At 57.8% G+C, this 19,574-nt stretch carries 19 protein-coding genes; 8 read left to right on the top strand and 11 right to left on the bottom strand.

What is annotated here, in order from left to right:
* Positions 1–72 precede the first annotated feature (72 nt).
* Genes mdcE through mdcA form a run of 5 tightly spaced genes read right to left on the bottom strand, consistent with a single transcriptional unit; the run spans position 73 to position 4,520 of the window.
* Positions 73–873, bottom strand: coding sequence for a biotin-independent malonate decarboxylase subunit gamma (mdcE, locus tag AC2T6E_RS20720; RefSeq protein ID WP_486693095.1), 801 nt, complete (start codon positions 871–873; stop codon positions 73–75).
* The gene (locus AC2T6E_RS20715; protein WP_214606156.1) at positions 873–1,706 is read right to left on the bottom strand and encodes a biotin-independent malonate decarboxylase subunit beta; all 834 of its coding nucleotides are present in this window, start codon (positions 1,704–1,706) and stop codon (positions 873–875) included. The genes mdcE and AC2T6E_RS20715 overlap by 1 nt, the downstream gene beginning before the upstream one ends.
* The gene (gene mdcC / locus AC2T6E_RS20710; RefSeq protein ID WP_214606155.1) at positions 1,699–1,998 is read right to left on the bottom strand and encodes a malonate decarboxylase acyl carrier protein; all 300 of its coding nucleotides are present in this window, start codon (positions 1,996–1,998) and stop codon (positions 1,699–1,701) included. The genes AC2T6E_RS20715 and mdcC overlap by 8 nt, the downstream gene beginning before the upstream one ends.
* Before the next feature lie 9 nt (positions 1,999–2,007).
* Positions 2,008–2,865, bottom strand: a complete 858-nt coding sequence (locus AC2T6E_RS20705) for a triphosphoribosyl-dephospho-CoA synthase (protein ID WP_182401681.1) — start codon at positions 2,863–2,865, stop codon at positions 2,008–2,010.
* Positions 2,865–4,520 (bottom strand): malonate decarboxylase subunit alpha, encoded by a 1,656-nt coding sequence (gene mdcA, locus AC2T6E_RS20700; RefSeq protein WP_182401683.1) that lies wholly within the window; start codon positions 4,518–4,520, stop codon positions 2,865–2,867. Before mdcA ends, AC2T6E_RS20705 begins: the two co-directional genes overlap by 1 nt.
* Positions 4,521–4,748: 228 nt before the next feature.
* Here mdcA and AC2T6E_RS20695 point away from each other — a divergent pair, with 228 nt between their 5' ends.
* The 3 genes from AC2T6E_RS20695 to AC2T6E_RS20685 are packed head-to-tail and all read left to right on the top strand — an operon-like array spanning position 4,749 to position 6,886.
* Entirely contained in the window at positions 4,749–5,771 is a 1,023-nt protein-coding gene (locus tag AC2T6E_RS20695) for a hydrolase (RefSeq protein WP_126545828.1), read from the top strand.
* The gene (locus AC2T6E_RS20690; RefSeq protein ID WP_010436326.1) at positions 5,768–5,986 is read left to right on the top strand and encodes a YheU family protein; all 219 of its coding nucleotides are present in this window, start codon (positions 5,768–5,770) and stop codon (positions 5,984–5,986) included. The genes AC2T6E_RS20695 and AC2T6E_RS20690 overlap by 4 nt, the downstream gene beginning before the upstream one ends.
* 30 nt (positions 5,987–6,016) lie before the next feature.
* Positions 6,017–6,886, top strand: coding sequence for a phosphoribulokinase (locus tag AC2T6E_RS20685; RefSeq protein WP_010436329.1), 870 nt, complete (start codon positions 6,017–6,019; stop codon positions 6,884–6,886).
* Between the two features lie 86 nt (positions 6,887–6,972).
* Here the strand turns inward: AC2T6E_RS20685 and AC2T6E_RS20680 are convergent, their stop codons facing one another.
* Positions 6,973–7,377 (bottom strand): OsmC family protein, encoded by a 405-nt coding sequence (locus AC2T6E_RS20680; RefSeq protein WP_214606166.1) that lies wholly within the window; start codon positions 7,375–7,377, stop codon positions 6,973–6,975.
* Positions 7,378–7,688: 311 nt separating this feature from the next.
* Here AC2T6E_RS20680 and crp point away from each other — a divergent pair, with 311 nt between their 5' ends.
* Entirely contained in the window at positions 7,689–8,321 is a 633-nt protein-coding gene (gene crp / locus AC2T6E_RS20675) for a cAMP-activated global transcriptional regulator CRP (RefSeq protein ID WP_000242758.1), read from the top strand.
* A 57-nt stretch (positions 8,322–8,378) separates the two neighbouring features.
* Positions 8,379–10,466 (top strand): YccS/YhfK family putative transporter, encoded by a 2,088-nt coding sequence (locus AC2T6E_RS20670; protein ID WP_089598577.1) that lies wholly within the window; start codon positions 8,379–8,381, stop codon positions 10,464–10,466.
* On the opposite strand, the gene argD is transcribed toward AC2T6E_RS20670, so the two are convergent.
* The 4 genes from argD to ppiA all read right to left on the bottom strand — a co-directional run bounded on the left by argD (position 10,463) and on the right by ppiA (position 13,627).
* Positions 10,463–11,683 (bottom strand): bifunctional acetylornithine/succinyldiaminopimelate transaminase, encoded by a 1,221-nt coding sequence (gene argD / locus AC2T6E_RS20665; RefSeq protein WP_454540147.1) that lies wholly within the window; start codon positions 11,681–11,683, stop codon positions 10,463–10,465. The two genes, AC2T6E_RS20670 and argD, sit on opposite strands and share 4 nt — an antisense overlap.
* A gap of 87 nt (positions 11,684–11,770) precedes the next feature.
* Positions 11,771–12,334, bottom strand: coding sequence for an aminodeoxychorismate synthase component 2 (pabA, locus tag AC2T6E_RS20660; RefSeq protein WP_089598576.1), 564 nt, complete (start codon positions 12,332–12,334; stop codon positions 11,771–11,773).
* 29 nt (positions 12,335–12,363) lie between these two features.
* Positions 12,364–12,948: a putative adenosine monophosphate-protein transferase Fic gene (locus AC2T6E_RS20655; RefSeq protein ID WP_486693076.1), complete on the bottom strand. Its 585-nt coding sequence runs from the start codon at positions 12,946–12,948 to the stop codon at positions 12,364–12,366.
* Positions 12,949–13,054: 106 nt separating this feature from the next.
* Positions 13,055–13,627, bottom strand: coding sequence for a peptidylprolyl isomerase A (gene ppiA, locus AC2T6E_RS20650; RefSeq protein WP_010436347.1), 573 nt, complete (start codon positions 13,625–13,627; stop codon positions 13,055–13,057).
* A gap of 278 nt (positions 13,628–13,905) precedes the next feature.
* Between ppiA and tsgA the strand changes: the two genes are divergently transcribed.
* A complete protein-coding gene (gene tsgA, locus AC2T6E_RS20645) occupies positions 13,906–15,090 on the top strand; it encodes an MFS transporter TsgA (RefSeq protein ID WP_089598575.1) in 1,185 nt (394 codons plus the stop codon).
* 3 nt (positions 15,091–15,093) lie between these two features.
* Here the strand turns inward: tsgA and AC2T6E_RS20640 are convergent, their stop codons facing one another.
* Positions 15,094–16,410, bottom strand: a complete 1,317-nt coding sequence (locus AC2T6E_RS20640) for a cytosine deaminase (protein WP_348553300.1) — start codon at positions 16,408–16,410, stop codon at positions 15,094–15,096.
* Between the two features lie 239 nt (positions 16,411–16,649).
* Here AC2T6E_RS20640 and nirB point away from each other — a divergent pair, with 239 nt between their 5' ends.
* Together nirB and nirD are read left to right on the top strand one after the other, a co-directional pair.
* Positions 16,650–19,193 carry a nitrite reductase large subunit NirB gene (gene nirB, locus AC2T6E_RS20635; protein ID WP_464357371.1) on the top strand — a complete coding sequence of 848 codons (2,544 nt, stop codon included), beginning with the start codon at positions 16,650–16,652 and terminating at the stop codon, positions 19,191–19,193.
* Positions 19,190–19,516, top strand: coding sequence for a nitrite reductase small subunit NirD (gene nirD, locus AC2T6E_RS20630; RefSeq protein ID WP_089598572.1), 327 nt, complete (start codon positions 19,190–19,192; stop codon positions 19,514–19,516). The genes nirB and nirD overlap by 4 nt, the downstream gene beginning before the upstream one ends.
* Positions 19,517–19,574 lie beyond the last annotated feature (58 nt).

Genomic DNA, 19,574 nt, shown 5'->3' with positions numbered 1-19,574 from the left:
GATGCAGGCTCCCACGCGGGCGCAGCGCTCGCGCCCACGGGGGGTTGCATCTCTGGCAGGTCTCTTTTTTACTTACCAGCTGGCTCGCATACGTTCGCGTACGAGCGCCGAGCTGCGGCGGTTGTCAGCACCCAGACGGTTTTTCAAGGTGATATCCTGACGTGCGTCACTGATGGCCTGCTGCAGGGTAGTTTTCACCTGCGCCAGATCGTTATCGGATGGGGCATCTGGGTTGCTGATGTCCAGCAGGTTAGAAAGCAGCCCCAGCGTGGCGTAGTTGCTGATGTCATACGCCATTGGCGGAATGGTTGCCGCCAGTTTTTCCAGCGCCTCGACGGTACGCAGCGTAATGCGCGCCGCAGACTCTTTGCCCATCGCGTGGATCAGCACACCTTTGTCGTTAAAGGCAATCAGGCGGTTGGCCTGGTAGCCGTGCGCCAGAAACGCGCCGGACATCGCCTTGCCGACGATAAGCCCAATCACCGGATGACCGGCCAGGCGCGCGTTCGCATACGCGGCAGCGGCTCCCGCCAGCGCCTGGTGAATACCAAACGCCTCTTCCCGACGGCCATAGGCCTGGCTTGGGACGTCAATCACCGCCACAATCGGGCGCTTAACGGCCTTATCGGCATCCGCCACGACGGTTTCACTGACCACTTTCGCCAGGGTCCAGCCTTCCAGCAGACCGACTTCACCTTTCGCCGCGCGCGGGAAGTGGTTGTTGGCATCCGGCACCACGGCAACAAAACGCACCGCTTCGCCGTTCAGCTCGCCGTCTGCCGCCTGCACGGACGGGCAGAGCCCTTCGATACGTTTGGCGTTCGGGGCGAGGGTTTCCAGCCAGAGCTCGCCACGGCTCATTGAGTTAGTCATCATTTCACCTCCCGGGCAAAAAGCGCGTTAATCTGTTCGGCATCGGCCTGTTTGCGGGTGTCGAAATTCGTCAGACGGTTCAGGTAATCGTCGTAGTTATCGGTGCGGTGTTTCGCCGGTACGCCTTTCGCAATCGCCTCGTTCATCGCCGCTTTCACCGCGTTTACGCCGTCGCCTACCAGCGCATCCACCAGACCGCTTTGATAGCGCACTTCGCCGCCGGTCATGCTCCAGATAAACGGACGGTCGCGGGAGTCGTACTCTTCAATCCCCGCCTCCTGCTCGATAACCTGCGGGCCGTTGAGGCCAAGACGCGCTTCGCGAGTCACAATCAGGTAGCTGCACAGCGCCGCCGCGATGGACATCCCGCCGAAGCAGCCCACGGTCCCGGCCACAATCCCGATGACGGGCGTGTAGCGACGCAGGTCTACAATCGCAGCGTGGATATCGGCAATCGCCGCCAGGCCGAGGTTCGCCTCCTGCAGGCGCACGCCGCCGGTTTCGAGGCACAGCACCGCCTGAGTCGGAATGCCGTTGCGGTTATCTTCCGCCGCCAGCTCCAGCGCCGCCGCCATTTTGGCGCCGGACACTTCGCCCATGCTGCCGCCCTGGAACGCGCCTTCAATCGCGACGACGACCGCAGGCTGACCGTTGATGGTGCCTTTTGCGACGACCATGCCGTCATCGGCCTGTGGGACAATGCCCTGCGGCCCAAGCCACGGAGAGATAATGCCTTCAAACGGATCCAGCAGTTCGCGGTAGCTGCCGTCATCCAGCAGCGCCTGCGCGCGCTGGCGCGCTTTTAGTTCGATAAAGCTGCTGTCGTTACGCATGGCTTACCCCCTCAAAGACCTGTTCGATGCGAATGCGCGCCACGCCCGGCGTCGCGCCGAAGTCGTGGATGGTCAGTTTGCCTGCGGGCAGGCTGCTGACGGTGTGCAGACGGTTGAACAGCGCCTCCCAGCGACCACGGCTGTTGTCGACTGAGGTAGTAATATCAATGGTTAACGTCTGGCCCGGTTCGGCGGTGAAGAGCACCTCCATATCCCCGGAGCCGACGACGCCCGCTAGCGCCCTGCCGCTTACTTCGCGGCTGGCGGGCACGGTCAATGTAATTTTTTCCATAACATCCTCTTAATGCTTTGAATAAGGCGTTTCGACGCGGTCGAGAAACAGCGTGGCGGCAAGCAGGTCGGCAGCGCCGCCCGGTGACGCGTTGAGCGAGAGCATCTGACGGTCTAAGCTCGCCAGCGCCTGCTGCCCTGAAAGCGTTGCGCATCCTCCGGCGTTCAGTACCGCACGAGCACCGTTCTGCATGGCGTCCAGCCCCTCCATTCCGGCGCGCGACAGCACGCAGGTGTCGGTGAGTGACGTCATGATCGCCATCAGCGCGTCGAGCCTCGCATGCGTTTCGCTGCTGCCGTTGAGACGGCTGAGGCGAAGCTGCGGCAGCGCGCGCTGCATAACGTGCGGGAACGCCTGCTGCGCCTCTTCGCGCGCGCCCGGCACGCGGTAGCGGTGCGTGGCGCGCAGCCCTTTGCTGAACACTTTCGGCGCCGCATCGTCCGGGAGTTTCGCCAGCTGAGCGGCGGTATTCGCGACGGCCTGCGCAGTCGCCCCCCCGCCCAGCATCGCCACCGCGCTCACCAGCAATCCCAGCGCCCAGATCGCACCACGGTGGGTATTAACCCCGTCGGTGGCTGCCATCATCTGCTGCTCGCCTTCGCGGCCAAGACGGCCAACGGTTTGCCGAAGCGCAATGTCCGCCGGACGCTGCCAGCTCTGCTGCGCCAGCGCCTGAAACGTGGGGGTCAGGCTGCGCGCGGAGCGCTCCATCAGCGCAAGGGATAAATCGTGGTGCGCGCCGTTCCCCCGACTGTCCACCAGACCGGGTTTCGGGCTTAGTCGTGCTTCGTCAATCAGACACTGCGTGGCGGTTCGCGCCAGCCATTCGGCACCGCCTTCAACCTGAATCTGGGGCAGAAGTTTCATTACCAGCTCCGGAATTTCGCAGGTGGGTTATACAGACCGCCGGACCACTCAACGAGGTCAGACACGCTCCCGGCTGCCAGAAGAGAGCGGGTGGCGTCGGTGCGACGGATCCCCATATCTTCCGGATACACCACCTTGCCGCTCTGGCGCAGTTCCGCCACGCGTTTAGCGTCAACGCCCAGGCCGATATCGGTGATCCCCGCGACGGCGGCAACCATGGCACGACGCTCTTCCAGATCTTTCGCCCGGTAGAGGTAAGCAATCCCCTCTTCCGTCAGCACGTGCGTCACGTCATCGCCGTAAATCATCACCGGTGCCAGCGGCATGCCGGAGGCTTTCGCCACGTCAACGGCATCAAGTTTTTCCACGAAGGTCGGCTTCACGCCCGCCTGGAAGGTTTCGACCATCTGCACGACGAGTTTTTTACCGCGCTGCATTGGGTCAGGCTCGGTGATCATGTTCAGCCAGGCCGGGGTCGCATGACGACGACCGTGCGGGTCATGGCCCATGTTTGGCGCACCGCCGAAGCCGGAAAGACGACCGCGCGTCACCGTTGAGGAGTTGGCGTAGCCGTCAACCTGCAGCGTAGAGCCGATGAACATATCCACCGCGTACTGGCCTGCCAGCTGGCAGAAGGCGCGGTTGGAACGCATGGAGCCATCGGCACCGGTAAAGAAGACATCAGGACGGGCGCGGATGTACTCTTCCATCCCCAGCTCGCCGCCGAAGCAGTGCACGCTTTCCACCCAGCCGCTTTCAATGGCGGGGATCAGCGTCGGATGCGGGTTCAGCGTCCAGTGTTTACAGATTTTGCCCTTCAGGCCGAGCTGTTCGCCGTAGGTGGGCAGCAGCAGCTCAATCGCTGCGGTGTTAAAGCCGATACCGTGGTTCAGGGACTGCACCTGGTGTTCCGCATAGATGCCTTTGATCGCCATCATCGCCATCAGGATATGTTCCTGTTTGATCAGGCGCGGGTCGCGGGTGAACAGCGGTTCGATAAAGAACGGCTTGTCCGCAACGACCACGTAGTCGATCCAGGAGCCAGGAATATCGACGCGCGGCAGATCGCACTCGTCGTCCACCAGCTCGTTCACCTGCGCGATGACGATGCCGTCGTGGAACGCGGCGGCTTCCACCAGCGCCGGGGTATCTTCGGTACTCGCCCCGGTGTAGAGGTTGCCTTTGCGGTCGGCTTTAAAACCGGCAATCAGCGCCACGTTGGGGGACAGGTCGACGTAGAGGCGCGAGTAGAGTTCGATGTAGGTGTGAATTGCACCGATTTCGAGCTGACCGTCTTCCAGCAGCTGCGAGATACGCAGGCTCTGAGTCCCGGAGAAGGAGAAGTCCAGCTTGCGGGCGATGCCTTTTTCAAAGATATCCAGATGCTCGCTGCGGCCAACGCTCGGCATGATCATATGCAGGTCGTGAATGATTTGCGGGTTCACTTCAGCCAGCGAGCGGGAAAGGAAATCCGCCTGCTTCTGGTTGTTGCCTTCCAGCACGACTTTATCGCCCGGGGCGATCAGTTTTTCCAGCATGGCGACAAGATCGCCGGTTGGCAGTACCTTGCCCTGCACCGGTACGGACGCCAGACGACGCGCTTTCTCGCTGCGTCGTGTGTTCCATTGCCGGGTGGGTGTTTGCCCAGATAACATTATTAACCTCCTGATTCAGCACATCATTCTGATTTGCTTAACGTTGAGTAAAGTCTGCGCTCTGGCGAGAAAGGCATCAATTAAGCGTAGAGCTGAATCATTAGCCTGAGAGTAATAATCAAGGTAAAGATTTGTGATCGGGATCAGTTCATGGTTCGGAAATCCAGGCTAAACGGGGTACAATTCGGAAGGTATAGTAAATTTCTGACAAGAATCAGCATCGCCCTTATGACCCAAATCATTCCATCAGACTTCGACATTGCAGCCGAAGAGAGCGCAGAGTTCGTGCCCATGCGCGGCGTGGCTAACCCCCACCTGCAAACCATGCTGCCGCGCCTGATCCGCCGCAAGGTGCAGTTCACCCCGCACTGGCAGCGCCTGGATTTGCCGGACGGCGACTTTTTAGATCTCGCCTGGAGCGAAGCGCCGGAGCAGGCCCGACACAAACCTCGCCTGGTGGTGTTTCATGGTCTGGAAGGCAGCCTGCACAGTCCCTACGCCCACGGTTTAATCGAGGCGGCGAAAGCCCGCGGCTGGCTGGCGGTGGTGATGCATTTTCGCGGCTGCAGCGGCGAGCCGAATCGCCAGAAGCGTATTTACCACTCCGGTGAAACCGAAGACGGCACCTGGTTCTTACACTGGCTGAGAGAAAATTTTGGCACGGTGCCAACGGCGGCGGTGGGCTATTCGCTGGGCGGTAATATGCTGGCCTGCCTGCTGGCGAAAGAAGGTGATGCAGTCCCGCTGGATGCCGCTGTTATTGTCTCCGCTCCCTTTATGCTCGAGCAGTGCAGCTACCATATGGAGAAAGGGTTTTCCCGCGTCTATCAGCGCTACCTGCTCAACCTGCTGAAGGCAAACGCCGCGCGCAAGCTGAAGGCCTACCCTGATACCCTGCCGGTTAGCCTGCAGCAGCTCAAGCGCGTGAAGCGTCTGCGCGAGTTTGACGATCTGATTACCTCGAAGATCCACGGTTTTGCCGATGCGATTGACTATTACCGTCAGTGCAGCGCCATGCCGCTGTTGAATCAAATCACCACGCCGACGCTGATTATCCACGCCAAAGACGATCCGTTTATGGATCATCACTCTATTCCGGCACCGGAGCATTTACCGGCTAACGTGCAGTATCAGCTCACCGAGTACGGCGGGCACGTCGGCTTTGTTGGCGGCACGCTACGCAGGCCGAAAATGTGGCTGGAAACCCGCATCCCTGACTGGCTCACCTCTTTTCTGGACGGTAAAAAATGATTATCCCCTGGCAGGATCTCGCTCCCGAAACGCTCGATAATCTGATTGAAAGCTTTGTATTACGTGAAGGCACCGATTATGGTGAACAAGAACGTTCGCTCGAACAAAAGGTCAGCGATGTTAAGCGCCAGCTGAAAAGTGGCGACGTGGTGCTGGTGTGGTCCGAACTGCATGAGACGGTCAATATCATGCACCGCAACGCGTTTCACGGCTGATCTGTAAACCTTTCCAGTCAGGGAGTTGCTATGTCTGCCAGACATCCGGTTATTGCCGTAACGGGCTCAAGTGGTGCGGGTACCACCACCACCAGCCTCGCCTTTCGCAAGATTTTCGCACAGCTGAATCTACGGGCGGCAGAAGTGGAGGGCGATAGCTTTCACCGCTATACGCGCCCGGAAATGGACATGGCCATCCGCAAGGCGCGCGATCTGGGCAAACACATCAGCTATTTCGGGCCGGAAGCCAACGATTTCAGCCTGCTGGAACAAACCTTCCGCGAATACGGGCAGAGCGGGACCGGGCAGTCCCGCAAATACCTGCACACCTACGACGAAGCGGTTCCCTGGAATCAGGTGCCGGGGACGTTCACCCCGTGGCAGCCGCTGCCGGAGCCGACCGACGTGCTGTTTTACGAAGGGCTACACGGCGGCGTGGTCACGCCTCAACACGACGTCGCGCGTCACGTAGATCTGCTGGTCGGCGTGGTGCCGATTGTTAACCTTGAATGGATCCAGAAGCTGACGCGTGACATGAGCGAGCGCGGGCATTCTCGCGAAGCGGTGATGGATTCCGTCGTGCGCTCCATGGAGGATTACATCAACTTCCTGACGCCGCAGTTCTCCCGCACCCACATCAACTTTCAGCGCGTGCCGACGGTGGATACCTCCAACCCGTTTGCGGCCAAAACGATCCCGTCGCTGGATGAGAGCTTTGTCGTCATCCATTTCCGCAATCTAGAAGGCATTGATTACCCCTGGCTGCTGGCGATGCTGCAGGGCTCGTTTATTTCGCATATGAATACGTTGGTAGTGCCGGGCGGAAAAATGGGGCTGGCGATGGAGTTAATTATGACGCCGCTGGTCCAGCGACTGATGGAAGGGAAGCAGATCGCGTGAGTTGTTTTGCCCGGTGGCGCTGCGCTTACCGGGCCTACGGTCGTGCTTTTGTAGGGCGGGTCAGCGAAGCGCCACCCGCCAAAAGATTAAGCCTCGATCACTTCATACGAATGCGTGATTTTTACCGCTTTCTCCAGCATTAACGCCACAGAGCAATATTTCTCCGCAGAAAGGTCTACGGCGCGTGATACTGCGGCATCTTTCAGTTCTTTACCGGTCACGATAAAGTGCAGATTAATGTGCGTGAACAGGCGTGGCGCCTCTTCGCGTCGTTCGGAAGTAAGCTTCACTTCGCAATCGGACACATCATGACGACCTTTTTGCAAAATCGACACCACGTCAATTGCGCTGCATCCGCCCGCCGCCATCAGCACCATCTCCATCGGGCTTGGGGCTTTGTCGCCGGAGTTACCGTCCATCAAAATCTGATGTCCAGAAGCGGATTCGCCCAGGAACGTTAAACCTTCAACCCATTTCACACGCGCTTGCATATTCATTAACTCCAACGTTGCATTTTTGGTGACAGATTACGCGTGCATTACATTTCTCGCAACGGAAGGCGACCTGCATCATGCTGAAGCGAGACACCAGGAGACACGCGGCAAAAGCTATGCTAAAACACTCTGGATGCTACAGTAATACATTGACGTTACACATGTATGCAGAGGACATCAAACTTTACTGGCTGCGAAACGTTACGACAGCCGACTTCCCAGGGTATGGGTAAGAATTCGATTGCAACCCCAGAGTCCGGATGCATCTTATGACTCTGGTGACAGCTTATAACAGAGGATAACAGCGCATGGTGCTTGGCAAACCGCAAACAGACCCGACTCTCGAATGGTTCTTGTCTCATTGCCACATTCATAAGTACCCATCGAAGAGCACGCTGATTCACCAGGGTGAAAAAGCGGAAACGTTGTATTACATCGTTAAAGGCTCGGTGGCAGTGCTGATCAAAGATGAAGAAGGGAAAGAGATGATCCTTTCTTATCTGAACCAGGGCGATTTCATCGGTGAACTGGGCCTGTTTGAAGAGGGCCAGGAACGTAGCGCCTGGGTTCGTGCAAAGACAGCATGTGAAGTGGCTGAAATTTCTTACAAGAAATTCCGTCAGCTGATTCAGGTTAATCCTGACATCCTGATGCGTCTTTCTTCCCAGATGGCGCGCCGTCTGCAGGTGACGTCTGAGAAAGTGGGTAACCTCGCCTTCCTGGACGTGACCGGCCGTATCGCGCAGACCCTGCTTAACCTGGCGAAACAGCCAGACGCCATGACCCACCCTGACGGCATGCAAATTAAAATTACCCGCCAGGAAATTGGTCAGATCGTCGGTTGCTCCCGTGAAACAGTGGGCCGTATCCTGAAAATGCTGGAAGACCAGAACCTGATCTCCGCCCACGGTAAAACCATCGTGGTTTACGGAACGCGTTAATTCCGCTCAAACGGCGTGCCATCGCAAGGTGTCACGCCGTTTTTGTCTCTACTCCCCATGTGGCGCAGGCTGATCTATCACCCGGAAGTTAACTACGCACTGCGACAAACGCTGGTGTTGTGCCTTCCTGTGGCCGTGGGCCTGATCCTCGGACACCTCCAGCAAGGTCTGCTGTTTTCCCTCGTGCCCGCCTGCTGCAACATTGCCGGTCTGGACACGCCGCATAAGCGCTTTTTCAAACGCCTGATTATCGGTGGCTGTCTGTTTGCGGGCTGTAGTCTCGCCGTACAGCTCCTGCTTGCCCGTGATATCCCGCTGCCCCTGATCCTGACCGTGCTGGCGATGACGCTTGGCGTGACGGCGGAAATCAGTTCGCTGCACGCGCGCCTGCTGCCCGCCTCGCTGATTGCGGCTATCTTCACCCTGAGCCTCGCCGGGAATATGCCGGTGTGGGAGCCACTGCTGATCTACGCCCTTGGCACGCTCTGGTACGGGGTGTTTAACTGGTTCTGGTTTTGGCTCTGGCGGGAACAGCCGCTGCGTGAATCCCTGAGCCTGCTCTATGTGCAGCTTGCGGATTACTGTGAAGCCAAATACACCCTGCTCACCCAGCATACCGACCCGGAGAAATCCCTGCCGCCGCTGCTGACGCGTCAGCAAAAGGTTGTCGACCTGATTAGCCAGTGCTACCAGCAGCTGCACATGCTTGCCGCCAACAAGAACCACGAATACAAACGGCTGCTGCGCACTTTCCAGGTGGGGCTGGACCTGCAGGAGCATATCTCCGTTAGCCTTCACCACCCGCAGGAGGTACAAAAGCTGGTAGAGCGCAGCCATGCAGAAGCAGTGATCCGCTGGAACGCCCAGACCGTCGCCGCGCGGCTTAGGGTACTGGCTGACGATATTCTCTATCACCGCTACCCCACGCGTTTTAACATGGATAAACAGCTCGGCGCGCTGGAGAAAATCGCCCGTCAGCATCCGGATAACCCGGTAGGCCAGTTTGCCGCCTGGCACTTCAGCCGTATCGCCCGCGTGTTGCGTACGCAGCGCCCGCTTTATCCCCGCGACCTGATGGCGGATAAGCAGAAACGTCTGCCGCTGCTGCCTGCGCTCAAAAGCTATCTGTCACTGAAATCCGCCGCCCTGCGCAACGCGGCGCGGATAAGCGTGATGCTGAGCATTGCCAGCCTGATGGGCATGGCGCTGCACCTGCCTAAACCCTACTGGATCTTAATGACCGTGCTGTTTGTCACGCAGAACGGCTACGGGGCCACGCGAGTGCGTATCTTCCACCGGGCTGGCGGAACGCTAGCCGGGCTGATTATTGCGGGCGTGACGCTTCACTTCCACGTGCCGGAAGGCTATACGCTGGTCGGGATGCTGGCGATCACCATGGTGAGCTATCTGATCATCCGTAAAAATTACGGCTGGGCGATGGTGGGCTTTACGGTCACGGCGGTGTACACCCTGCAGCTGCTCACGCTCAACGGCGAGCAGTTTATCGTGGCTCGTCTGGTCGATACACTGATTGGCTGCCTGATTGCCTTCGGCGGTATGGTCTGGCTGTGGCCGCAGTGGCAGAGCGGATTGCTCAGGCAGAACGCCCATGACGCGCTGGAAGCTGACCAGCAGGCCATTCGCCTGATCCTCAGCGACGATCCGCAGCCCTCCCCGCTGGCGTATCAGCGGATGAAGGTCAACCAGGCGCACAACGCGCTGTTTAACTCGCTCAATCAGGCGATGCAGGAGCCGGGGTTTAACTCGCACTATCTTGCAGACATGAAGCTGTGGGTGACACACAGCCAGTTTATCGTCGAGCACATTAACGCCATGACCACGCTGGCGCGCGAGCACACGATGCTGACGCCGGATCTGGCGCAGCGCTATTTGCAGTCGTGTGAAATTGCGTTGCAGAGGTGTCAGCAGCGTCTGGAGTATGACTCGCCGGGTGAATCGGGTGATTCGAATATTCTGGAAGCGCCTGAAACGCTGACCCACGGGCCGATGAGCACCCTTGAGCAGCATCTGCAGCGCGTTCTGGGGCATTTGAACACCATGCACACCATTTCATCGGTGGCATGGCGTCAGCGCCCGCATCACGGGATTTGGTTAACGCGCCGGTTAAAGCGAACCGAGTATTAGCCTTTAACGATCTTCGCGACCGCCGCGGCAAAGCGGGTTAATCCATCTTCAATATCTATATCTTCCACCACCAGCGACGGCGCAAAGCGCATCACGTCAGGTCCGGCATTGAGCACCATCACCCCTTCGTGCGCGGCGGCGTGCAGGAAATCACGCGCGCGGCCTTTGAACTGCGGCTTCAGCTCGGCGCCAATCAGCAGCCCCATGCCGCGGATCTCGCTGAAAACATCATATTCATCGTTAATCTGCTGGAGATGCTTCACGAACAGCTCACGCTTCGCGCTAACGCCGTTCAGCACCTCAGGCGTATTGATAATATCAAACGCGGCACCCGCCACGGCGCTCGCCAGCGGGTTGCCGCCGTAGGTAGAGCCGTGAGAGCCGACGTGGAACGCAGAGGCAATCTCCTGCGTCGTCAGTACCGCACTCACCGGGAAACCGCCGCCGAGCGCTTTGGCGCTGGTCAGGATGTCCGGCGTCACGCCGTAATGCATGTAGGCAAACAGATCCCCGGTGCGCCCCATGCCGCACTGCACTTCATCAAAGACCAGCAGCGCCTGATGCTCGTCACACAGTTCGCGCAGCCCTTTCAGGAATTCCGGCGTCGCTGCGGTCACGCCGCCTTCGCCCTGAATAGGCTCGACCACCACCGCGCAGGTGTGGTCGTCCATTACCGCTTTCACGGCATGCAGATCGTTAAACGGCACGTGGACAATGTCTGCCGGTTTCGGGCCGAAGCCGTCTGAATACTTCGGCTGGCCGCCAACGGAGACGGTAAAGAAGGAGCGTCCGTGGAAGGCATTGTGGAAGGCGATGATTTTGGTTTTGTACGGGCTGTGGCGCGTGGTGGCGTAGTAGCGCGCCAGCTTAAAGGCGGTTTCGTTGGCTTCGGTGCCGGAATTCATAAACAGCACGCGTTCCGCGAAGGTGGCATCGATGATCTTACGCCCCAGACGCAGCGCCGGTTCGTTGGTGAACACGTTGCTGGTGTGCCACAGGGTTTCGCCCTGGGTTTTCAGCGCCTCCACCAGCGCGGGATGGCAATGGCCCAGCGCCGTCACCGCAATCCCGCCCGCGAAATCAACATACTCTTTGCCCTGCTGATCCCAGACGCGGCTGCCTTTCCCCTTCACAGGGATAAACTCAGCCGGTGCATAAATCGGCAGGATCACTTCATCAAATGTTGCACGGGTAATTGCTGGTTGTTCAGTTGCCATGTCATGACCATCCATTTTTATGTCACAGTGATTGTGAAAATATAATCACAAAATATGCATAAAAAATCACAGCAAGGCAACAGATATTCAGCGATTGAGGAAATTTGCCAGCAGCGCGTGTCCCTGCTCGCTGAGGATGCTTTCCGGATGGAATTGCACGCCTTCGAGATCCCACTCGCGGTGACGGATACCCATGATCTCCTGCGTCTCGCTCCAGGCGGTGACCTCAAAGCAGGCGGGTAGCGTCGGCGGGTCAATGACCAGAGAATGGTAGCGCGTCACGGTTAACGGATTATTTAACCCTGCGAATACGCCCGTGCCGGTGTGGGTGACCGGAGAGGTTTTCCCGTGCATCACTTTCGCAGCGCGCACGATGGTGGCACCAAACGCCTGGGCAATAGCCTGATGGCCCAGGCAGACGCCCAGAATCGGCAGTTTGCCTGCATAGTGGCGGATAACATCCAGAGAAATGCCTGATTCCGAGGGCGTACACGGCCCCGGCGAAATCACGATTTTCTGCGGGGCCAGCGTGTCGATATCGGCCAGGGTGAGGTCATCATTACGGCGGACAACCACCTCTGCACCCAGTTCACAAAAATACTGGTAAAGGTTCCAGGTGAAGGAATCGTAGTTATCAATCAGCAGAATCATGGCGGCTCCCGAAAAAATGCCGCCCTATTCTACTCAGATTCCCGCGCTTCGCTCACTACTTTGGCAAAGATAACGCTCAGCGCGGTCAAATCGCCCATCGCGCCGCTTCGGTTAGCCGCCACCCACTGCTCGGGATCGATATTCCGCCAGTCCAGCGCGTAACCCGCGTGGAGCGCCAGCTGCTCGAAGAAGACGCGTTGGGCAATGCCGTTGCCGCGTATAAAAGGATGCAGCATATTGATTTCACAGTAGTAATGACTAACCTTGTCAACAAAAGCCGCCTTCTCAAGGCCCACAAGATACTTTTCGCTTTCAAGCGCCGCCATCAGCTCGTTGCCCATCTTCTCGATGTACTCGAAATGGCAGAAGGGAATGTCACCCTTAAAAATATCGTCGGTACGGAATTCGCCTGCCCGCTTCATCTCGCTGTGATACAGATGGCGGTGAATCAGGCACAGATGGGGCAACCCGGGCGCGGATGGCCCAAGCTCCAGCGTTTCGATGTGGGGCGCTGAAGGACCATGACCTTTTTCAAGGAGACAACTGGCCTGCAAATTGACGCTACGCTGCTGTTCCCAGAGACGGGATTTTTGCTTGTCGGTGAGTTTTTTCACTTAACGCCTCCCTGAATAGTCCGTTTGCCACAAGTATAAGCAGCAAAACGCGCTTTCGCAGGGAGGGCTACATAACGCGGGCAGAAGAAACCCGCGTTCAGAAGAGTTACGGCAGAACTTTTGCGGAAAGGATAACGATCGGTTTTGACGGGACATTCTGATACGGGCCGACGTCGTGAGTAGGCACCTGAGAAATCTTGTCGGCCACGTCCATCCCTTTCACGATTTTACCGAAGACGGCATAGCCAAAGTCGCGCTGGCCGTGGTCAAGGAAGGCGTTATCCGCCACGTTGAGGAAGAACTGGCTGGTCGCGCTGTCTTTATCTGCGGTACGCGCCATGGAGATAGTGCCGCGCTTGTTCAGCAGGCCGTTGTCCGCTTCGTTTTTAATCGGTGGGTTAGGCTGCTTCTGCTGCATCTGCTCGTTGAAGCCGCCGCCCTGCACCATAAAGCCCGGGATCACGCGGTGGAAAGTGGTGTTGTTGTAGAACCCACTGTTCACGTAGTCGAGGAAGTTTTTCACAGAAACAGGGGCTTTCTGGCTGTTCAGTTCCAGCTCAATATTCCCGGCAGAGGTGGTCAGCAGGACGTGAGGGTCACCCTTGGCTGCCAGCGCAGCAGGGGAAACGGCAGAAAGAGCAAACACAGCTGCAACAGCCGCCAGTGTTGATTTGAGCATGAGAATTCCTTAACAAAGCGCAGTATAAAAAGCGAATGGCTTGATTCTAAAGAGCAGTATGAACGGAGACCAGCCTTTTACCTAATTTTACGAAATTGAAACAGTTGTTACCGCGCAAACGATTGGTAATAGCGCCATTTTACGTGATCTGCATCACACAAAAATATGCAAATGTGATCAATATTTTCTGAAAAGATTTAATTAGATCACTTTCGAGTCTAAAATCTGCCCGCTCTCAGCGCCTTCCCGGCGCTTTTCTTTTTCTGAACAGGCCAGACATGACTAACAGCAATCGCATCAAGCTCACATGGATCAGCTTCTTCTCCTACGCCCTGACCGGCGCGTTGGTGATCGTCACCGGGATGGTGATGGGAAATATCGCAGACTACTTCCAGCTGCCCGTTTCCAGCATGAGTAACACCTTTACCTTCCTCAACGCGGGGATCCTGATCTCTATCTTCCTGAATGCCTGGCTGATGGAAATTGTGCCGCTGAAAACCCAGCTGCGCTTTGGTTTTGTGCTGATGGTCGCCGCCGTGGCGGGCCTGATGCTGAGCCACAGCATCGCGCTGTTCTCCGCCGCCATGTTCGTGCTCGGTCTGGTCAGCGGGATCACCATGTCGATCGGTACGTTCCTGATTACCCATATGTATGAAGGCCGCCAGCGCGGCGCGCGCCTGCTGTTTACCGACTCCTTCTTCAGCATGGCCGGTATGATCTTCCCGATGGTGGCTGCCGTTCTGCTGGCGCGCAGCATCGAGTGGTACTGGGTTTATGCCTGCATCGGTCTGGTCTACGTGGCGATCTTTATCCTGACCTTCGGCTGTGAGTTCCCGGTACTGGGCAAGAAAGCGCAAACTACCGCAGAGCCCGTTGTGAAAGAAAAGTGGGGCATCGGCGTGCTGTTCCTCTCCGTTGCCGCCCTGTGCTACATCCTGGGCCAGCTGGGCTTTATCTCCTGGGTACCGGAATACGCAAAAGGGCTGGGCATGAGCCTGAACGACGCGGGTAAACTGGTGAGCGATTTCTGGATGTCTTACATGTTCGGCATGTGGGCGTTTAGCTTCATCCTGCGCTTCTTCGATCTGCAGCGCATTCTGACCGTGCTGGCGGGTCTGGCGACCGTGCTGATGTACCTGTTCATCAACGGTTCACCGGAACATATGCCGTGGTTCATTCTGACCCTGGGCTTCTTCTCCAGCGCCATTTATACCTCGATCATCACCCTGGGCTCCCTGCAGACCAAAGTGGCCTCGCCGAAGCTGGTTAACTTCGTCCTGACCTGCGGCACCATCGGCACCATGCTGACCTTCGTGGTGACGGGTCCGATTGTCGCCCACAGCGGTCCGCTGGCGGCGCTGCACACCGCGAACGGTCTGTATGCCGTGGTGTTCATCATGTGCTTTATCCTGGGCTTCGTGACCCGCCACCGCCAGCACAACGTCGCAGCGGCGTCTCACTAACGTCTACGCCCCTTTGCGCTCGGCAGAGGGGCTGTTTCTGGCAAAGCTCACCTCTTCTCCCCCGACATCCATCTGGATCCACGTCTGCGCCAGCTGCGTCGTGGCAATCACGCGTCCCTGACGAATCGACCAGCGTACCGGCACCTGGCAGCGTACCGCTTCAAACCCGCTCTCCGCAGGCAGAATAATCAGGTTTGCCGGGTTCCCCGTCTTAATACCGTAATCGCTCAGGCCAAAGGTCCGGGCGCTGTTATGGGTGATCAGGTTCAGGCCGTTGTCGATTTGCGGATAGCCCATCATCTGACAGACGTGCAGTCCCATATGCAGCACCTGCAGCATATTGCCAGTCCCGAGCGGATACCACGGGTCAAACACATCATCGTGACCAAAGCAGACGTTAATGCCCGCGTCCTGGAGTTCTTTCACGCGCGTGATCCCGCGGCGTTTCGGGTAGTCATCAAAGCGCCCCTGCAGGTGGATGTTCACCAGCGGGTTAGCGACGAAGTTAATCCCTGACATTTTCAGCAGGCGGAACAGCCGCGAGGTGTACGCGCCGTTGTAGGAGTGCATGGCGGTAGTATGGCTGGCCGTCACGCGCGGACCGATGCCTGCTTCATATGCCAGCGTCGCCACCGTCTCGATAAACCGCGACTGTTCGTCGTCAATTTCATCGCAGTGAATATCCAGCGGGCGGTCATATTTCTTCGCCAGATCAAAAGCGATATGCAGCGACTGGACGCCATACTCACGGGTGAACTCGAAGTGCGGGATCGCCCCCACCACGTCGGCCCCCAGCTTTAACGCCTCTTCCAGCAGCGCCGCGCCGTTCGGATAGGAGAGGATCCCCTCCTGCGGGAATGCGACGATTTGCAGCGTCACCCACGGCGCTACCTCCTGCTTCACCTCCAGCATCGCCTTCAGGGCGGTGAGCGTCGGATCAGAGACATCCACATGGGTGCGGACAAACTGGATGCCGTTGGCGATTTGCCACTTCAGCGTTTTCCAGGCGCGCGCTTTCACATCCTCATGGCTGAGCAGCGCCTTGCGCTCTGCCCAGCGCTCAATACCTTCGAACAGGGTGCCGGACTGGTTCCAGTTTGGCTCCCCCGCCGTCTGGGTGGTATCGAGATGAATATGCGGCTCGATAAACGGCGGGATCGCCAGCCCGCCGCGCGCATTCAGGATTTCGTAACTTTCGGCATGGGTATCATCCATTGGTGTGACTTCACCAAAACGACCGTTCTCGATGGCGATTTGCCACAGCCCTTCCCGACCCGGTAAGCGAACATTCTGGACAAGCCAAAGCGGTGTTGTAGACATACCTTTCTCCCGAAAAACACGGCTGATATTTAGGAGTACGCATTTTCAAAAAACGCACTCTATTTTGTACACAAAATCGACGAATACGAAAAGCCTGCAAATTCCATAACTTATAAAAATCCTGACAAATCAGTTATATACCACCTTGTGGGTAGGTGAAGGCGTATTTGATTTGCATCAATAAGTGCCCCTGCTGAATCGTTAAGGTAGGCAGTAATAGAAAAGAAATCGAGGCAAAAATGAGCAAAGTCAGACTCGCTATCATCGGTAACGGCATGGTCGGCCACCGCTTTATTGAGGATCTTCTCGATAAAGCCGACGCCGACCGTTTCGACATTACCGTGTTCTGTGAAGAACCCCGCAAGGCGTACGACCGCGTGCACTTGTCTTCCTACTTCTCCCATCATACCGCCGAAGAGCTCTCTCTGGTGCGTGAAGGTTTCTACGAGAAGCATGGCGTAAAAGTGCTGGTGGGCGAACGCGCTATCACCATCAACCGTCAGGAAAAAGTGATCCACTCCAGCGCCGGGCGTACGGTTTTTTACGACAAGCTGATCATGGCGACTGGCTCCTATCCGTGGATCCCGCCTATCAAAGGCTCGGAAACGCAGGATTGCTTCGTTTATCGTACCATTGAAGACCTCAACGCCATCGAATCCTGCGCCCGTCGAAGCAAACGCGGCGCGGTGGTCGGCGGCGGACTACTGGGTCTGGAAGCGGCTGGCGCGCTCAAAAACCTCGGCGTTGAAACCCACGTCATCGAATTTGCCCCGATGCTGATGGCCGAACAGCTGGACCACATGGGTGGTGACCAGCTTAAGCGTAAAATCGAAAGCATGGGCGTGAAGGTTCACACCAGCAAGAACACCAAAGAGATCGTGCAGGAAGGCACAGAAGCGCGCAAAACCATGCGCTTTGCCGACGGCAGCGAGCTGGAAGTGGACTTTATCGTCTTCTCCACCGGTATTCGTCCGCGCGACAAGCTGGCGACCCAGTGCGGTCTCGCCGTGGCGCAGCGCGGCGGGATCATGATTAACGATGCCTGCCAAACCTCCGATCCGGATATTTACGCCATCGGCGAATGCGCTAGCTGGAACAATCGCGTTTACGGTCTGGTGGCGCCGGGCTACAAAATGGCGCAGGTCGCCGTTGACCACATTCTCGGCACCGAAAACGCGTTTACCGGCGCAGACATGAGCGCCAAGCTGAAGCTGCTGGGTGTGGACGTAGGCGGTATTGGCGATGCGCACGGTCGTACCCCGAATTCCCGCAGCTACGTCTACCTCGACGAAAGTAAAGAAGTCTACAAACGCCTCATCGTCAGCCAAGACAACAAAACCCTGCTCGGTGCGGTACTGGTGGGCGATACCAGCGACTTCGGCAACCTGCTCCAGCTGGTGCTGAACGCCATCGAGCTGCCGGAGAACCCGGACGCGCTGATCCTCCCGGCGCATGCCTCCAGCGGCAAGCCGTCTATCGGGGTGGATAAACTGCCCGACAGCGCACAGATTTGCTCCTGCTTCGACGTCACCAAAGGCATGCTGATTTCCGCCATCAACAAGGGTTGCCACACCGTGGCGGCGCTGAAAGCGGAAACCAAAGCCGGTACCGGCTGCGGCGGCTGTATTCCGCTGGTCACTCAGGTGCTGAACGCTGAGCTGGCGAAACAAGGCATCGAAGTGAACAACAACCTGTGCGAGCACTTCGCGTATTCTCGCCAGGAGCTGTACCACTTGATCCGCGTGGAAGGCATCAAGTCCTTCGACGAACTGCTGGCGAAGCACGGCCAGGGCTACGGCTGTGAAGTGTGTAAACCGACCGTCGGCTCCCTGCTGGCCTCCTGCTGGAACGAGTACGTGCTCAAGCCGGAGCACACGCCGCTGCAGGACACCAACGACAACTTCCTGGCGAACATTCAGAAAGACGGGACCTATTCCGTTATCCCACGTTCTGCCGGTGGCGAAATCACGCCGGGAGGGCTGGTGGCCGTGGGCCGTATCGCCCGTGAATTTAACCTGTACACCAAAATCACCGGCTCCCAGCGTATCGGCCTGTTTGGCGCGCAGAAGGACGACCTGCCGGAAATCTGGCGTCAGCTGATTGAAGCGGGCTTTGAAACCGGCCACGCGTATGCCAAAGCGCTGCGTATGGCGAAAACCTGCGTGGGCAGCACCTGGTGCCGCTACGGCGTGGGCGACAGCGTGGGCTTCGGCGTGGAGCTGGAGAACCGCTACAAAGGCATCCGCACCCCGCACAAAATGAAGTTTGGCGTCTCCGGCTGTACCCGTGAATGTGCGGAAGCGCAGGGTAAAGACGTGGGGATCATCGCCACCGAGAAAGGCTGGAACCTGTACGTCTGCGGCAACGGCGGGATGAAGCCACGCCACGCGGACCTGCTGGCCGCGGATCTTGACCGCGACACGCTGATTCAGTATCTCGACCGCTTCATGATGTTCTACATCCGCACCGCCGATAAGCTGACCCGTACCGCTTCCTGGCTGGATAACCTGGAAGGCGGCATCGACTACCTGAAGTCCGTCATCATCGACGATAAGCTGGGCCTGAACGAACAGCTGGAAGCCGAAATGGCTCGCCTGCGCGAGGCGGTGATCTGCGAGTGGACTGAAACCGTGAACACGCCTGCGGCGCAGACGCGCTTCAAACACTTTATCAACAGCACCCAGCGCGACCCGAACGTGCAGGTAGTGCCGGAGCGTGAACAGCATCGCCCGGCAACGCCGTATGAACGCATCCCAGTGACGCTGGTGGAGGAAAACGCATGAGCCAGTGGATAAACATTTGCGATATTAACGACATTATCCCCGCCACCGGCGTATGTGCGCTGCTGGGCAGCGAGCAGGTCGCGATTTTCCGCCCTCGCCACGATGAACAGGTTTATGCCATCAGCAATATTGACCCGTTCTTCGAGGCCAGCGTGCTCTCCCGTGGATTGATTGCCGAGCATCAGGGTGAACTGTGGGTTGCCAGCCCGCTGAAAAAGCAGCGCTTCAGCTTAACTGATGGACGCTGCATGGAAGATGAAAATGTCTCCGTGAAGCACTACGACGCCCGCGTGAAGGACGGCAAGGTGCAGCTGAAAGGCTAATCCCCCGCCTTTTCAATACGAAAAGCTTATGACCCCTTATGGGTAACGGCAGGAAAAA

The sequence above is a fragment of the Enterobacter sp. B79-1 genome, assembly GCF_057444735.1.
This window is presented reverse-complemented; position numbering and strand designations above follow the sequence as displayed.

Bases quoted from the DNA above. Each gene is read 5' to 3' on its own strand.
- crp (WP_000242758.1), top strand. From the start codon at position 7,689: ATGGTGCTTGGCAAACCGCAAACAGACCCGACTCTCGAATGGTTCTTG.
- AC2T6E_RS20670 (WP_089598577.1), top strand. From the start codon at position 8,379: ATGTGGCGCAGGCTGATCTATCACCCGGAAGTTAACTACGCACTGCGA.
- AC2T6E_RS20640 (WP_348553300.1), bottom strand. From the start codon at position 16,410: ATGTCTACAACACCGCTTTGGCTTGTCCAGAATGTTCGCTTACCGGGT.
- AC2T6E_RS20715 (WP_214606156.1), bottom strand. From the start codon at position 1,706: ATGCGTAACGACAGCAGCTTTATCGAACTAAAAGCGCGCCAGCGCGCG.
- AC2T6E_RS20680 (WP_214606166.1), bottom strand. From the start codon at position 7,377: ATGCAAGCGCGTGTGAAATGGGTTGAAGGTTTAACGTTCCTGGGCGAA.
- AC2T6E_RS20690 (WP_010436326.1), top strand. From the start codon at position 5,768: ATGATTATCCCCTGGCAGGATCTCGCTCCCGAAACGCTCGATAATCTG.
- mdcC (WP_214606155.1), bottom strand. From the start codon at position 1,998: ATGGAAAAAATTACATTGACCGTGCCCGCCAGCCGCGAAGTAAGCGGC.
- AC2T6E_RS20705 (WP_182401681.1), bottom strand. From the start codon at position 2,865: ATGAAACTTCTGCCCCAGATTCAGGTTGAAGGCGGTGCCGAATGGCTG.
- mdcA (WP_182401683.1), bottom strand. From the start codon at position 4,520: ATGTTATCTGGGCAAACACCCACCCGGCAATGGAACACACGACGCAGC.
- mdcE (WP_486693095.1), bottom strand. From the start codon at position 873: ATGACTAACTCAATGAGCCGTGGCGAGCTCTGGCTGGAAACCCTCGCC.
- AC2T6E_RS20685 (WP_010436329.1), top strand. From the start codon at position 6,017: ATGTCTGCCAGACATCCGGTTATTGCCGTAACGGGCTCAAGTGGTGCG.
- ppiA (WP_010436347.1), bottom strand. From the start codon at position 13,627: ATGCTCAAATCAACACTGGCGGCTGTTGCAGCTGTGTTTGCTCTTTCT.
- argD (WP_454540147.1), bottom strand. From the start codon at position 11,683: ATGGCAACTGAACAACCAGCAATTACCCGTGCAACATTTGATGAAGTG.
- tsgA (WP_089598575.1), top strand. From the start codon at position 13,906: ATGACTAACAGCAATCGCATCAAGCTCACATGGATCAGCTTCTTCTCC.
- AC2T6E_RS20695 (WP_126545828.1), top strand. From the start codon at position 4,749: ATGACCCAAATCATTCCATCAGACTTCGACATTGCAGCCGAAGAGAGC.
- nirB (WP_464357371.1), top strand. From the start codon at position 16,650: ATGAGCAAAGTCAGACTCGCTATCATCGGTAACGGCATGGTCGGCCAC.
- nirD (WP_089598572.1), top strand. From the start codon at position 19,190: ATGAGCCAGTGGATAAACATTTGCGATATTAACGACATTATCCCCGCC.
- pabA (WP_089598576.1), bottom strand. From the start codon at position 12,334: ATGATTCTGCTGATTGATAACTACGATTCCTTCACCTGGAACCTTTAC.